The following is a 13,636-nucleotide window of genomic DNA, read 5'->3' as shown; positions in this document are numbered from 1 at the left end:
AACCGACCACCAGCGTATCCATGACGCGACACCTGAGTGACCCACCCTCAGATCTGATGCACCCACGCCACGAAGAACAGCGCGCCCGACGCCGCGAGGACCAGGGCGATCGGAATCGCCCACCACGATCGGTCACCGCCGAGCACCGTCCGGGTCACCCGCAGCTGCAACCGGCCGAACAGGGCGATCATGCCGACGAACACCGGCGCGATCAGCACGCCGAGCACCGCGTGCACCGCCCACGCTCCCACCAAGGTGGGCCCGCCCCAAGAGTTCTCGTAACCATCGGCGACCAGCGGATAGGCCAGACCGCGCACGAGAACCAGCACGCTGAGCATCGCGAGGAACCAGCCGAGGAGCCCGACACCCCCGGACAGCACCGACTGGATCAGGCACCGCGCGAGCGAAACATTCTGGGCGTCAACAGGTTCGCGCAGCAGTAGTCGCGGTACCCGCAGCCGGGTCCGCACGCGGGTGAATGCCAGTGGCAGTGCCAGCAGTTCATAGATCGCCGACCGTGCCACCGCGCCGATCACCGCAGTGACCCGGCCGCCGCGAGGTCGTCGAACAACAACTGGTCGACCGGTGGAACCAGATCGCGGTCGCCGAACCCGAACCAGGCCAGCGCCTCGATCTCGTTGCTGGCCGTGAGCACCCCACGGTAGTCGGCGGTATAGCACGCCATCCGGACGACAGCGTGGTGCCCGTCGGCGAGCGCGGCCTCGTAGGTGCCGACGTGGACGGCGCTCTCGGGCGCGAGTTCGACGGTCAGTTCCTCGGCGACCTCACGGACCAGGGTCTGCAGGTCGGTCTCGGCACCCTCGCGTTTACCGCCCGGGATGAAGAACACGTCCTTACCGCGTGGGCGGGCACACAGGATGCGACCGTTCTCGATCAGCACCCAGGCCACCGTATCGACGAGCTGCTGTTGCGCAGGTTCCACCACGGCCCGCAGCATAGTGGGCGCAGACCGCGCAGCGTTCCTGAACTGCGCGTGGCCGGAGCGAATGCGGCATCCGGCGGTCAGTGACCGGGCAGCACGCACACGGTGTCCAGCCCGAGGACACGATTGAGGCGGCCGAACGCCAGCCAGGAACCGATGCTCATACTCAGCTCCACCACCTCGGCCTGGGTGTACTGCGCGAACATTCTGGCCCAGAATTCGTCATCGAGGCCGTGATGGTCGGTGGCATAACGCTCGGCGTATTCGGCGGCGAGCCTGGTGCGTTCGTCGAACCGGTCGGTCTCACGCCAGTGGGTGACGGCATCGGCGAATTCCGCTTCGACCTTCTGCCCTTCGCGTTCGGTGCGCCAGTCCTGACAGAACAGGCACCCGTTGATCTGGGCGATCCGCAGCCGGGCCGCTTCGAATTCACGCAGGCCGAGGGTGGAGTGCTCGTAGACCGACAGTGAGAACGCCGCGGCGGCGACCCCGATGCCGGGCACCATCTCGCCCCAGACGAAACCGATGGGATCTTTGCCCTCGGGAATGTCGATGATCATTGTGGTGTCCTTCCGAGTTTGCCGACCGCAGCACGCAGCGGCACATCCAGTGCGTCGTACAGACCCGGTGGCGCCTCGACCAGCCAGTCGATGGCATTGACCAAACGTCCCACCGCCGTAGCGTTTCCGCCGGCCGCGCGATTGCCGCCCTCGTCGGTCGCTTCGACGCTGACCTCGATGTGCGGCGAACCCTCGATGATCACCCGGTGGGCACCGTCACCGTCGGGTGGTGTGGGCCAGTCCGGTGCGCAGCTCGGGTGAATGCGGGTGACATGCTCGATCACGATGCGCGCCTGCCCATCGACGATGCCTTGCACCTCGAACCGCACCGCCCCCTGCGTGCCGGCGTCGAAGGCCCCCATCTGCTTGGTCTCCACTGTCGCGTCGAGGGCTCGACGGTCGACGGTTTCGCGGATCTCGTCGAGTTCGACACCCAATGCCCTTGCCATCAGCCGAATCTGGCCGCCCCAGACCATCGTCGGCACGCTGGGCATCAGCATCGGTGGCTGGTAGTCCATCGGTTGGCCCATCCCGACGAGGTAGCGCACCGAGTCGGGTTGGTCATAGGTGGAGTAGTCGAAGATCTCCTGGCAGCGCACCACGTCGATGGTGCCGCCGAGCCCGCTGATCAACAGCGGCAGCACATCGTTGCCCCAGCCGGGATCCACCCCGGAGACGAACAGCGAACCACCGCCCGCCGCAATGGCTTCCAGTACCGGCTCGCGCATTTCGGCCGGTGCGTTGCGCGGGTCGTAGAGGGCGTAGAGCGCGGGGGTGACGACGACCGCGCCGGCGCGGATCGCCCGCACGATATCGGCGAGCGCGTCATCGGGGCGGATATCTCCGGACGCCGCGTACACCACCGCTCGGGGACCGGCGGCGAGTAGTGCCTCTATGTCGTCACTGGCCGCGACCCCCAATTGGGTGTCGAGTCCCGCGAGCGTGCCCGCGTCTCGGCCGACTTTGTCGGGGTTGTGCACGAGCACCCCGGTGAGAACCAGCGCTGGATGGGCAGCCACGGAACGGATGGCCGCGCGGCCGACATTTCCGGTGCCCCAGACGATCGTGGGGATCATCGAGCCACCGTAGCAAGCGCTTGGTTTGCCGGAGGGGAAATCTGAAATCTCAGACCGCGCGGATGCCGAGCCCGCCTACACCGATCGCCTCGGCCAGCCGATCCAGCGCCCCGGACAGCTCCCGCTTCGAGAGCTTGCGCCCGTCGAACATCGACACCACGACCTCATCGCCGACCTGTTCCCAGGTGCCCGCGATCCGCCCGTCGACCAGCGCCAGCGGCGAGATCCAGCCCGCCGCCCGACTCACCTTCGACCGGTGCTCAGCGGGCAATAGCACGGTGTCAGCGGTGCCGGGCCCCAGCACGTACTGGTCGAAAGGGCCGAGCAGATAGACGTCGTCGCCGAGAGTCGCCGCGGCGAGATCGTCGGCGAACTCGCTCGGAATCCAGCCGATCCTGCCCTCGACGTCGACCTCGGTGAGCGCCTCGCTCATAGCCGCGAACCAGCCACGCACCACGGCTTTTCGCACGCTGTTACGACTGAGCCACGCGTCGAACGCCTCCGGTGTCGCGGGACCGTACGCGCCGAGGTAGGAGCTGATCATTGTCGAGGCGGCGAGGTCGGGTTCGGGTATGCCCGTCCACCCGGGCGTCAGGCGGGCCGGTGCGGTGAAGGTGACCTTGGTGCCGCGCGCGGGACCGTGGCACAGCGCGCCCTGCCAGGCCAATGGTTTGAGCACCGCACCCCACCCGGACCGCAATTGCTCGCCGAGGTGGGCGAAGCCGGGTTCGGCGAGCACTGCCTCGACCAGTTCGTCACGGGACAGGACCTGTTCGGCCAGAATGCCCGACACCACCTCTACCAGGGCGGCCACCTGCTCAGGAGTCGCGCCGAAACTCTTCTGCCACGACGGCTTCTCCCACGTGCGGGCCGAGCCGATCAGTGACAGTGCCGCCGCGGCCTGCTCTGGCACCATCGCGTGCAAGGTGCCGCGCATCGCCCATGTCTTCATGAGCGTGCCCGCACCCAATGCCTCACCGACACCGCGTGCGCGGGAATCGGAACTACGTACCGCCACCGCCATCTCCGCCGCCGACGCGACCTGCGCCTGGACCCCGGCCAGCCTGGTCGCGACATCCTCGGCCGAGCCCGCGGTCGGTGCCGCGACGAACTGACGACCCAGCCGCCAGGCGAACACCTGATCCCATCCGACACTCAGCATGCGTCCCCATCCCGTGGCCGATCCCGTTGGAGTCCCCATCAGATCAGATCACTGCGACACGGTGGAGCTAGCTCGCCTCGGTCCGTCGCGTGGCGACACGGCGCAGCGCCGCGCGCAGTCCTGCGAATTCGTCTTCGCTGATCCGGTCGACGAAATAGTTGAGAACGAGGTCGGATCGCCCGCCGACACCGAGCGCTTCGTGCATGAGCCGGGCGCTGTGTTCCTCGCGGGTCATCGTCGGCCAGTACCGGTACGCGCGCCCCTCGCGCTGCCTGGCCAGCCAGCCTTTGCGGTGCAGATTGTCCATGGTCGACATCACGGTGGTGTAGGCGATGTCGCGTTCGGCCGCGAGTTCGTCGAACAGTTCGCGCACCGTGGTCGTGTCCACATCGCGGTCCCACAGCCGATCCATCAGCACCGCCTCGAGATCCCCGAAACCACGCACCGCCGATCGACTCCTTCACCTTGCCCGAACCGGCTTCACAGTACCGGCACTGCCGCGGTGAGAGTCGCGAGCATGGCCACCTGTCTGTACTCGGCATCGCGCAACCGCTCCTGCTCGACCAGGCCGGGCGCCTGTCGGTCCAGGAATGGGCCGACCGGGTCGACCACATCGTCGATGTCAGCGACGCGGTTGCGCCGACTCGCTGTCGCCCGGAATCATCGGCGTATGAGGTTCGTAGCGGTGGCCCGATGACCGAGCTCGACACGTTCGCCACATTCCGGCCACTGCTGTTCACGATCGCCTACGAAATCCTGGGCTGCGCCGCCGACGCCGAGGATGTGTTGCAGGACAGCTATCTTCGCTGGCGCGACGCGACGGAGGTGACGCATCCGCGGGCGTATCTGGTGCAGATCGTCACCCGGCAGGCGATCAACCATCTCCGCTCGGCGCGGCGCCGCCGCGAGGACTACGTCGGCACCTGGCTCCCCGAACCGATCCGCACCACGCCCGACGCGGGCCACGATGTGTTGCTGGCGGAGTCGGTGTCGATGGCCATGTTGCTCGTGCTGGAAACTCTCGGCCCCACCGAACGTGCGGTGTTCGTCCTGTCGGAGGTGTTCGGGCACAGCCATAGCGAGATCGCGGAGATGATCGACAAGTCCGATACGGCCGTGCGGCAGATCGCCCACCGGGCCCGCGCGCACGTGGCGTCACGGCGCCGCCGCTTCGAACCCGACTCCGATACCAGCCGTGCGGTGATCGGGCGTTTCCTGCTCGCCGCCCACACCGGTGACGTGCGCGCCCTCATGGCGGTGCTCGCCCCCGATGTCGTCGAGATCTCCGATGGCGGCGGCCGCGTTTCCGCCGCACGCCGCCCGATCATCGGCGCCGAGCCCGTCGCGCGGTTCCTGATCGGGCTGACACAGAACTCGATGGCGGGTGCGACGGTCGAATTCGGCAGTTTCAACGCGCAGCCCGCGGTACTCGCCCGATCGACGAACGGCGAGCTGGACACGGTGCTGGTGATCGAGCTGGCCGACGACCTCATCACCGGCCTCTACGCGATCCGCAACCCCGACAAATTGCGGTCCATCGATGTGTTCCGCACCCTCGACATCGCCGCCGACCTGCCCTGACCACAGACTGTGACGCAGGACACAGCGCGGCCGTGTCACGCTGAGCCTTCGAGCGGTGTCTCCGAGAGTGTCCAGCAAGGCAGCGGAACGAAAGGACCATCCCCATGAAGGTCATCCTCGTGTGCAAGTCGGTGTCACACGGCAACACCCAGCGCGTCGCCGAGGCTATGAGCCAGGTGCTCGGTGGCCGGGTCGTCGCCCCCGCCGACATCGATCCGGCCGAGCTCGCCGACTGCGACCTCGTCGGCTTCGGTTCGGGCATCTACAACATGGATTTCCACCCGGAACTGCGCCGATTCATCGCGTCGCTGCCGGCCGGGCACCAGGGCACCGCGTTCGTGTTCCGCACCAGCGGATTCCCGGAACCACCGTTTCGCCGGTATGTCACCACCCTGACCCGCAACATCGAAAAGAAGGGTTTCGACGTGGTCGACGCCTTCGACTGCCGTGGCTTCGACACCTGGCTACCGCTGCGCCTCGTCGGCGGCATCCGTCAAGGCCACCCCGACGCCACCGACCTCACGGCCGCCCGCGCGTTCGCCGAAAACCTGCGGGCCAGGACCACCGCCACACCCTGATCGGCCGAACTCGTCATACCCCGATGCGAACATATGTTCGTGTCCGATTCCGCCGCCCCACGTCGCCCGCGTATCCAGTCCCGCACCGAGGCCTCGATCCTGCACGCCGACCTCGACTCGTTCTACGCCTCCGTCGAACAGCGTGATCAGCCGTGGCTGCGTGGCAAACCGGTCATCGTGGGCGGCGGGGTGGTGCTGGCGGCCAGTTATGAGGCCAAGGCGTTCGGTATCCGCACTCCGATGAACGCGGGTCAGGCGCTGCGCTTGTGCCCGCACGCGATCGTGGTGCCGCCGCGAATGTCGGCCTATGCCGAGGCGAGCAAGGCGGTTTTCGCGGTCTTCGGTGACACCACCCCGGTGGTGGAGGGTATCTCGATCGATGAGGCGTTCCTCGACGTCAGCGGGTTACGGCGGATCAGCGGCGAACCGATCGACATCGGCCACCGGCTACGGGCGCAGGTGGCAGAGCGCGTCGGCCTGCCCATCTCCGTGGGTATCGCCCGCAACAAATTCCTCGCCAAGGTCGCCTCCGCCGTCGCCAAACCCGACGGGTTACGCCTCGTCGAGCCGGGCAAGGAACTCGATTTCCTGCATCCACTACCGGTGGAGCGATTATGGGGCGTCGGCAAGGTCACCTCGGCGACCTTGCACGCCAACGGCATCACCCGCATCGGCCAGCTCGCCGAACTCGGCGAACCCCATCTGCGCGCGATCCTCGGTCCCGCCGCGGCCCGTCACCTGTTCGCGCTGTCGTGGGCTCGCGACCCACGCCACGTGGAAACAGGCACACGGCGGCGCTCGATCGGCGCCCAACGCGCACTCGGGCGACGACCCCGCGAGCCAGCGGAGATCGCCGCCTACCTCGACGGCCTCACCGACCGGCTCGGCCGCCGCCTGCGCGCCGCCGACCGCGTGTGCCGAACAGTGGTGCTGCGCTTACGTTTCGACGATTTCACCCGCGCCACCCGCTCGCACACCCTCGTCGAAGCCACCGATGCCTCCGCCGTGATCCGCCACGCCGCCCGCCTTCTGCTGCACACTGCCCAACCACTCATCGCCGAACGCGGCATCACCCTGATCGGTCTGTCGCTGACCAACCTCGACGACGCCGACACCATGCAACTCACCCTGCCCCTGGAGGCACGCGCCGAGAACACTCTCGACGCCACCCTCGACGACTTGCGCCGCCGCTTCGGTTCCACCGCCGTCACCCGTGCCGCCCTCCTGCGCAGCGGCGAAGGGATCTCGGTCCCACTGCTGCCCGACTAGCCGTGTCGGGTGCGCTCCCCGAATCGGTCGGCGACGGATCCACCGTGCGAGCCGACGTGGAATAATCGCCGAATGCCTTACGCCGTCATCGGCTTTCTGACTCTCGCCCTGTGGGTGTACTGCCTGGTCGACATCATCACCAGCCCCGACGCGGGCATCCGGCACCTACCGAAAATGGGATGGATTATCGTCGTCGTCCTGATCCCGACGATCGGCGCGCTGCTGTGGTTGTTCGCGGGTAGGCCCGTCGGCGAGTCACGACCTGCCTCCAATACCCGGTTCGGTGAATACGATCGCCCCGGCCGCCGGGTCGCGTCGAATCCCGACGACGACGAGGCCTTCCTCCGCGGCCTGCGTGAGCGCGCCGAACAGCAGCGTCGCGAGGCCCGCAGGCAACAGGAAGAACGCGACCAGGACCCGGCCTGATCACCCCGAAAAGCACCGGGCGGCCACGCGTCTACGTGCGCTGGTCGTGCTTGGCGGGCAGGAACAGTGATCGCGTCCCGAACAGCGAACTGTCGAACCGCTTGCCCGCGTCCGGTTCCCGGTGGTAGCGCTCGATACGCAACACCTCGTTGCGCGAACCGAAGATGAACGGCACCCGCTGATGCACCTGGGCCGGGGGGACCTCCATCATGCGCTCGTGCCCGGTGGTCGCCGCCCCACCTGCCTGCTCGACGATGAACGCGATCGGATTGGCCCCGTATAACAGCGAGACCCGGCCCGGCAGTGCGGGATTGCGGGTGTCTCGCGGGTACAGATACAGCCCGCCCCTGGTCAGGATGTGGAACGTGTCGGCCACCAGTGACGCCACCCATCGCATATTGAAATCGCGCCCGCGCGGCCCCTCCACTCCCTCCAGGCACTCGAGCACGTACCGGCGCACCGGCCGCTCCCAGAACCGCTCATTGGCGGCATTGATCGCGAATCCCGAAGTGTCCTGGGGGATACGCATCTGCGGGTGGGTCAACACGAACGCCCCGATCTCGCGATCGAGGGTGAACCCGTCGACCCCGCTGCCGGTGGTGAGCACCAGCATGGTCGCGGGCCCGTACAGCGTGAACCCCGCACACACCTGCTCCACGCCCGGTTGCAGGAAGTCGGTTTCGGCGGGTTCCGCGGCGCCGGCGACAACCTCTTCGGGCGCCCGCAGAATGCTGAAAATCGAACCGACAGGCAGGTTCACGTCGATGTTGCTCGACCCGTCCAGCGCGTCGTAGGCCAGTAGATACTTGCCCCGCCGCTGAGCAGCGGGCAACACCGTCGCGTGCTGCTCGGACAACAACCCCGATAAATGCCCGGACCACCGCGTCTGCCCCACCATGATCTCATCGGTCAGCACATCGAGCCGCCCACTCACCGACGACTCGTCGTCGACCCCCGACCCGATGATCGCCCCACGCGTCACCTGATTGGCAATGATCTTCGCCGCCGTGGCCACCACATTCACCAGCGCGGAGAACTCCCCCGAAGAACCGGGATGCCGATGTTCTTCCTCGATCGTGTAGCGAGTAAGCGTTTTCAGTCCATTCGGCATCCGGCAACAACCCCTATGAAATCCGGTGTGTCCCTTGCCCGTTCCAGAATGGCTCACAACACGCTCACAATCAATGTGAACCCGCCCGGCAACATGGGCCGTGCCTTGATCGGCCGTCGTGCTTGACCTTGCCCCTGGGGGCAGCGTTTACATTCGCTGTATGAGGATCGGAGAGCTTGCGCGGCTGGCTCAGCTCAGCCCCAAGGCCATCAGGCGGTACGAGGCTTTGGGGCTGGTCGCGCCGGAACGTCACCCCAACGGCTTCCGCGAATACGACGACCACACCGTCCGGCTGGTGCAGGAAATCCGATCCCTGAATCGTCTGGGAATCCCGGTGGAGGAGACACGTCCGTTCCTGGACTGCCTGGCGACAGGCAGCGAACACGTCGACGACTGCCCCGCCTCACTGGCCGAATACCAGCGGACCATCGACGCACTGAACGCAGAAATCGAAGCACTCACCGCCCGCAGAGACGCCCTCACCGATCGGCTCCGCACCGCCGCGCACCGCACCACTCGAATGCTCCCGTGGCCGGAGGCGGTCTTCGCTCGGCAGCCCCCATCAGACCGCGATCGGGCGACCGAACGGCACGCCGAGCAACCACACGACAACCCCACCGAACTGAAGGAATCACGATGACCCAGAGTTCCGCGATCGCCGGCACCGTCGCGGTGACCGATGAATCATTCGACCGCGACGTCCTCACCCACCCCGGCCTTGTCCTCGTTGACGTCTGGGCCACGTGGTGCCCTTCGTGCAAAATGATCGCCCCCGTGCTGGCCGAAGTCGCCCGCGAACGCGCGGACACCCTCGCCGTTCGCACCCTCAACGCCGACGAGAACCCGCTCACCGCCCGCACTTACCACGTGATGGCGGCCCCGACGCTGCTGCTCTTCCGCGACGGCCAACTGCTGCGCACCCTCGTCGGCGCCCGCTCCAAAGCCCGGCTCCTAGCCGAGCTGGACGACGCAGCGAGCCACTGACCCCGATAGACGGATGTCAGTGCCGCCGGTACGGTCGTCGCCACTCCCGAAGGCCTGCGGTGGAGATCCTTGCGCCGCAGGCCAACTGCCGGATCCGGCGAACCTGCCACGGTGGCGCCACACCCGGACGTACGATCCGAGCGTGGCCGAATCCCATGGTTCCACCCCTCTGCGTGTGCTGGTCTACAGCAACGATGCCGATACCCGTCAACAGGTGATCCTGGCGCTGGGCCGTAGGCCGCGTGCCGATCTACCCGAGCTCGACTTCTTCGAGGTCGCCACCGCACCGGTGGTCATCGAGCAGATGGATGCCGGCGGGATCGATCTGGCCATCCTCGACGGTGAATCCGCCCCGACCGGTGGCCTCGGTATCGCCAAACAGCTCAAGGACGAAATCGATCATTGCCCGCCGGTGGTCGTGCTCACCGGTCGGCCCGATGACGCCTGGCTGGCCAACTGGTCGCGTGCCGAGGCCGCCGTCTCGCACCCGATCGACCCCATGCAGCTCACCAACGCGGTCGCCGGGGTCCTGCTCGCCCGCTGACCGGGAGCGTCCGGACATCGTCCCGAACCGTCGGATAGTCCGCCTAGCACCATTCTGTCTATCACCACTGGTAATGCCCGTGGTTCGCTGTCGCATGCCCGTAGGCGATTACCCCCGTATCGCTCATGAATCGCGGTTCCGATATCGATCAAACCCCGCCCCGGAAACGTGCGGCGGAGCCCCGAAACGGCGGTAGTCTGTGCTCTAGCTCACACGAGCACGGGCTCTTGTATAACGCTCCGCCATCGCTGCACAGCCTTGCGCGAGCCCCGGTTCGGCGGACAACGTTCCTCGGCCCCGTCTCGCCGAAAGCTGCCGTCCGCGGCCTGGCCACACGGCTCGGCCTGCTCCAGCGAGGAGGGGAAGTGCAGTCGTGAATATCGAGGTGCCCGCACTCGTACTCGGCGCCATCGCCGCGGCGTTCGCGGTGTTCTCCGTCATCATGGCGTCGCTGATCGGCCCGAAACGCTACAACCGGGCCAAACTCGAACCCTATGAATGCGGCATCGAGCCGACCCCGCACGCCATCGCCGGTGGCCCGGGAAATGCAGCGGGACAGCGCTTTCCGGTGAAGTACTACCTCACGGCGATGCTGTTCATCATCTTCGACATCGAGATCGTGTTCCTCTACCCGTGGGCAGTGCATTTCGACACGCTCGGGCTGTTCGGTCTCGCCGCGATGGCGCTGTTCATCGTCAATGTGTCTGTCGCCTACGCCTATGAGTGGCGTCGCGGCGGCCTCAGCTGGGAATGAGTGGGAAATAATGGGTCTCGAAGAGAAACTGCCAAGCGGGTTCCTGCTGAGCACCGTCGAGGATTTCGCCGGCTACCTGCGTAAGGGCTCGGTCTGGCCCGCGACGTTCGGGTTGGCGTGCTGCGCGATCGAGATGATGGCCACCGGCGCCGGACGATTCGACATCGCCCGATTCGGCATGGAAGCGTTCCGCGCCTCCCCACGTCAGGCCGATCTGATGATCGTGGCCGGCCGGGTGAGCCAGAAGATGGCGCCGGTGCTGCGTCAGGTCTACGACCAGATGACCGAACCGAAATGGGTGCTGGCCATGGGGGTCTGCGCGTCCTCGGGTGGCATGTTCAACAACTACGCCATCGTGCAGGGCGTCGACCATATCGTCCCGGTCGACATCTACCTGCCCGGCTGCCCGCCGCGCCCGGAGATGCTGCTCAACGCGATCCTGGCGCTGCACGCGAAAATCGCCGAGATGCCGATGGGCGTCAACCGCGAGGAAGCGATCCGCGCCGCTGAAACGGCCGCGCTGGCCAGCACACCGACCATCCGGATGGAGGGGCTGCTGCGATGACCTTCGACTCCCCCGACAACACCGACAGCACTGCGGGCCAAGAAATTCCGGAGGAACCGCCCGTCCAGCCGCAACCGAAACCGCCCGAGGACGAGGTGATCGGCACCCGTCGCGGCATGTTCGGCGTCAGCGGCACCGGCGACACCTCCGGCTATGGCGGCCTGGTCACCCCGGTCGCCCTGCCCGCGGGCACCCCGCCCCCGTACGGCGGCTGGTTCGACTCGTTCGTCGGCACGTTGCGCGCCGCACTCGTTGGACGGGTCATCGCCTTCGACACCGTGATCGAGAGGATCGTGGTGTTCCGCGACGAACTCACCCTGCACGTGCGGCGCGAACATCTCGTCGCCGTCGCGAGCACGTTGCGCGACGACAGCTCCCTGCGATTCGAACTGTGCCTCGGCGTCAACGGCGTGCACTATCCCGACGACAACGGCCGCGAACTGCACGCCGTCTACCCCTTGATGTCGATCACCCACGGCCGCCGCATCCGGCTGGAAGTGTCCGCGCCCGACGCCGATCCGCACATCCCGTCGCTGTTCTCGGTGTATCCGACAACCGACTGGCACGAACGCGAAACCTACGACTTCTTCGGCATCCTCTTCGACGGGCACCCCTCCCTGACCCGCATCACCATGCCCGACGACTGGCGCGGCCATCCGCAGCGCAAGGACTACCCGCTCGGCGGGATCCCGGTGGAGTACAAGGGCGCGCGCATACCGCCGCCCGACGAGCGGAGGACCTACAGCTGATGACCGACACCGACTTCCGCCGCGACGAACCACCCGTAGTGACTGTCGCAGGCCAGGACTGGGACCAGGTCAGCGAAGTGATCGACGGCGGCGCCGAAGAACGCATCGTGGTGAACATGGGCCCCCAGCACCCCTCCACGCACGGGGTGTTGCGCCTGATCCTCGAGATCGAGGGCGAGACCGTCACCGAGGCCCGCTGCGGCATCGGCTACCTGCACACCGGCATCGAGAAGAACCTGGAATTCCGCAACTGGACCCAGGGTGTCACCTTCGTGACCCGGATGGACTACCTGTCCCCGTTCTTCAACGAGACCGCCTACTGCCTCGGCGTGGAGAAACTCCTCGACATCACCGAGCAGATCCCCGAACGCGCCACCGTGGTGCGGGTGCTGCTGATGGAGCTCAACCGCATCTCCTCGCATCTGGTGGCGCTGGCCACCGGCGCCATGGAGCTGGGCGCGCTCACCCCGATGCTGTTCGGCTTCCGTGAACGCGAACTCATCCTCGACGTCTTCGAAACCATCACCGGCCTGCGAATGAACCACGCCTACATCCGCCCCGGCGGCCTGGCCCAGGATCTCCCCGACGACGGCGTCACCAAAGTCCGTGAACTGCTCGACCTCCTGCCCGGCCGGCTCCGCGATATGGAGCACCTGCTCAGCGCCAACCCGATCTGGAAGAAACGCACCCAGGACATCGGCTACCTCGACCTCACCGGCTGCATGGCACTCGGCATCACCGGCCCCGTCCTGCGCGCCACCGGCCTGCCGCACGATCTGCGCAAATCAGACCCGTACTGCGGTTACGAGAACTACGAATTCGACATCCCGACCACTACCGGCTGTGACTGCTACGGCCGCTACATCATCCGGGTCGCCGAGATGAGCGAGTCGATCAAGATCGTCGAACAGTGCCTGGACAAGCTGCGGCCTGGACCGGTGATGATCGACGACAAGAAGATCGCCTGGCCCGCCGACCTGGAACTGGGCCCCGACGGTCTGGGCAACTCGAACAGGTACATCGGCAAGATCATGGGCACCTCCATGGAATCGCTGATCCACCACTTCAAGATCGTCACCGAGGGCATCAGGGTGCCTGCGGGACAGGTGTATTCGGCGGTGGAGTCCCCGCGCGGGGAACTGGGTGTGCACATGGTCAGCGACGGCAGCACCCAGCCGTATCGGGTGCACTACCGCGACCCCTCGTTCACGAACCTGCAAGCGGTGGCGGCGATGTGCGAGGGCGGCATGGTCGCCGACGTGATCGCCTCGGTCGCCAGCATCGACCCCGTCATGGGCGGAGTGGACCGATGAACACGGAACACCGTCCGGGCA

General features: G+C 66.7%; 19 protein-coding genes. 11 read left to right on the top strand and 8 right to left on the bottom strand.

Translation table 11 applies throughout. From position 1 onward, the window contains the following. Positions 1 to 47 precede the first annotated feature (47 nt). From ACTWPB_RS21530 to ACTWPB_RS21500, 7 genes are all read right to left on the bottom strand, one after another. On the bottom strand, positions 48 to 536 hold the full coding sequence (locus ACTWPB_RS21530; protein ID WP_446222375.1) for a hypothetical protein: 489 nt from the start codon (positions 534 to 536) through the stop codon (positions 48 to 50). After that, positions 533 to 946, bottom strand: coding sequence for an NUDIX hydrolase (locus tag ACTWPB_RS21525; RefSeq protein WP_378924499.1), 414 nt, complete (start codon positions 944 to 946; stop codon positions 533 to 535). The genes ACTWPB_RS21530 and ACTWPB_RS21525 overlap by 4 nt, the downstream gene beginning before the upstream one ends. Positions 947 to 1,023: 77 nt before the next feature. Next, entirely contained in the window at positions 1,024 to 1,503 is a 480-nt protein-coding gene (locus ACTWPB_RS21520; protein ID WP_446222374.1) for a carboxymuconolactone decarboxylase family protein, read from the bottom strand. Beyond that, entirely contained in the window at positions 1,500 to 2,579 is a 1,080-nt protein-coding gene (locus ACTWPB_RS21515; protein ID WP_446222373.1) for an NAD(P)H-dependent amine dehydrogenase family protein, read from the bottom strand. Before ACTWPB_RS21515 ends, ACTWPB_RS21520 begins: the two co-directional genes overlap by 4 nt. A gap of 49 nt (positions 2,580 to 2,628) precedes the next feature. Further along, on the bottom strand, positions 2,629 to 3,741 hold the full coding sequence (locus ACTWPB_RS21510; RefSeq protein ID WP_446222372.1) for a winged helix DNA-binding domain-containing protein: 1,113 nt from the start codon (positions 3,739 to 3,741) through the stop codon (positions 2,629 to 2,631). Between the two features lie 67 nt (positions 3,742 to 3,808). Further along, complete coding sequence (locus ACTWPB_RS21505; protein WP_446222371.1) at positions 3,809 to 4,186, bottom strand: BlaI/MecI/CopY family transcriptional regulator; 378 nt, start codon at positions 4,184 to 4,186, stop codon at positions 3,809 to 3,811. A gap of 35 nt (positions 4,187 to 4,221) precedes the next feature. Beyond that, positions 4,222 to 4,353: a hypothetical protein gene (locus ACTWPB_RS21500; protein ID WP_446222370.1), complete on the bottom strand. Its 132-nt coding sequence runs from the start codon at positions 4,351 to 4,353 to the stop codon at positions 4,222 to 4,224. Positions 4,354 to 4,434: 81 nt separating this feature from the next. Here ACTWPB_RS21500 and ACTWPB_RS21495 point away from each other — a divergent pair, with 81 nt between their 5' ends. The 4 genes from ACTWPB_RS21495 (at position 4,435) to ACTWPB_RS21480 (ending at position 7,595) form a co-directional block, all read left to right on the top strand. Further along, positions 4,435 to 5,322, top strand: a complete 888-nt coding sequence (locus ACTWPB_RS21495; RefSeq protein WP_446222369.1) for an RNA polymerase sigma-70 factor — start codon at positions 4,435 to 4,437, stop codon at positions 5,320 to 5,322. A gap of 104 nt (positions 5,323 to 5,426) precedes the next feature. Then, on the top strand, positions 5,427 to 5,900 hold the full coding sequence (locus tag ACTWPB_RS21490; RefSeq protein ID WP_446222368.1) for a flavodoxin family protein: 474 nt from the start codon (positions 5,427 to 5,429) through the stop codon (positions 5,898 to 5,900). Positions 5,901 to 5,933: 33 nt separating this feature from the next. Beyond that, positions 5,934 to 7,169, top strand: a complete 1,236-nt coding sequence (gene dinB, locus ACTWPB_RS21485; RefSeq protein ID WP_446222367.1) for a DNA polymerase IV — start codon at positions 5,934 to 5,936, stop codon at positions 7,167 to 7,169. A 72-nt stretch (positions 7,170 to 7,241) separates the two neighbouring features. Further along, positions 7,242 to 7,595, top strand: a complete 354-nt coding sequence (locus ACTWPB_RS21480) for a PLD nuclease N-terminal domain-containing protein (protein WP_378913687.1) — start codon at positions 7,242 to 7,244, stop codon at positions 7,593 to 7,595. 31 nt (positions 7,596 to 7,626) lie between these two features. Here the strand turns inward: ACTWPB_RS21480 and ACTWPB_RS21475 are convergent, their stop codons facing one another. Continuing rightward, positions 7,627 to 8,706 carry a class 1 fructose-bisphosphatase gene (locus ACTWPB_RS21475; protein WP_446222366.1) on the bottom strand — a complete coding sequence of 360 codons (1,080 nt, stop codon included), beginning with the start codon at positions 8,704 to 8,706 and terminating at the stop codon, positions 7,627 to 7,629. Between the two features lie 160 nt (positions 8,707 to 8,866). Here ACTWPB_RS21475 and ACTWPB_RS21470 point away from each other — a divergent pair, with 160 nt between their 5' ends. The 7 genes from ACTWPB_RS21470 to nuoD all read left to right on the top strand — a co-directional run bounded on the left by ACTWPB_RS21470 (position 8,867) and on the right by nuoD (position 13,615). Next, entirely contained in the window at positions 8,867 to 9,346 is a 480-nt protein-coding gene (locus tag ACTWPB_RS21470; protein WP_446222365.1) for a MerR family transcriptional regulator, read from the top strand. Then, positions 9,343 to 9,690, top strand: a complete 348-nt coding sequence (locus ACTWPB_RS21465; protein WP_446222364.1) for a thioredoxin family protein — start codon at positions 9,343 to 9,345, stop codon at positions 9,688 to 9,690. The genes ACTWPB_RS21470 and ACTWPB_RS21465 overlap by 4 nt, the downstream gene beginning before the upstream one ends. Before the next feature lie 142 nt (positions 9,691 to 9,832). Next, positions 9,833 to 10,234 carry an Rv3143 family two-component system response regulator gene (locus ACTWPB_RS21460; protein WP_446222363.1) on the top strand — a complete coding sequence of 134 codons (402 nt, stop codon included), beginning with the start codon at positions 9,833 to 9,835 and terminating at the stop codon, positions 10,232 to 10,234. A gap of 373 nt (positions 10,235 to 10,607) precedes the next feature. After that, on the top strand, positions 10,608 to 10,988 hold the full coding sequence (locus ACTWPB_RS21455) for an NADH-quinone oxidoreductase subunit A (protein ID WP_056819816.1): 381 nt from the start codon (positions 10,608 to 10,610) through the stop codon (positions 10,986 to 10,988). A 10-nt stretch (positions 10,989 to 10,998) separates the two neighbouring features. Beyond that, positions 10,999 to 11,553: a NuoB/complex I 20 kDa subunit family protein gene (locus tag ACTWPB_RS21450; RefSeq protein ID WP_378913693.1), complete on the top strand. Its 555-nt coding sequence runs from the start codon at positions 10,999 to 11,001 to the stop codon at positions 11,551 to 11,553. After that, positions 11,550 to 12,302, top strand: a complete 753-nt coding sequence (locus ACTWPB_RS21445) for an NADH-quinone oxidoreductase subunit C (RefSeq protein ID WP_446222362.1) — start codon at positions 11,550 to 11,552, stop codon at positions 12,300 to 12,302. Before ACTWPB_RS21450 ends, ACTWPB_RS21445 begins: the two co-directional genes overlap by 4 nt. Continuing rightward, positions 12,302 to 13,615: an NADH dehydrogenase (quinone) subunit D gene (gene nuoD, locus ACTWPB_RS21440; protein ID WP_446222361.1), complete on the top strand. Its 1,314-nt coding sequence runs from the start codon at positions 12,302 to 12,304 to the stop codon at positions 13,613 to 13,615. Before ACTWPB_RS21445 ends, nuoD begins: the two co-directional genes overlap by 1 nt. Positions 13,616 to 13,636: the final 21 nt, after the last annotated feature.

The sequence above is a fragment of the Nocardia sp. IBHARD005 genome (assembly GCF_052814245.1).
Note: the sequence above shows the minus strand (reverse complement) of the source record. Positions and strands in the feature narration are given on the sequence as shown.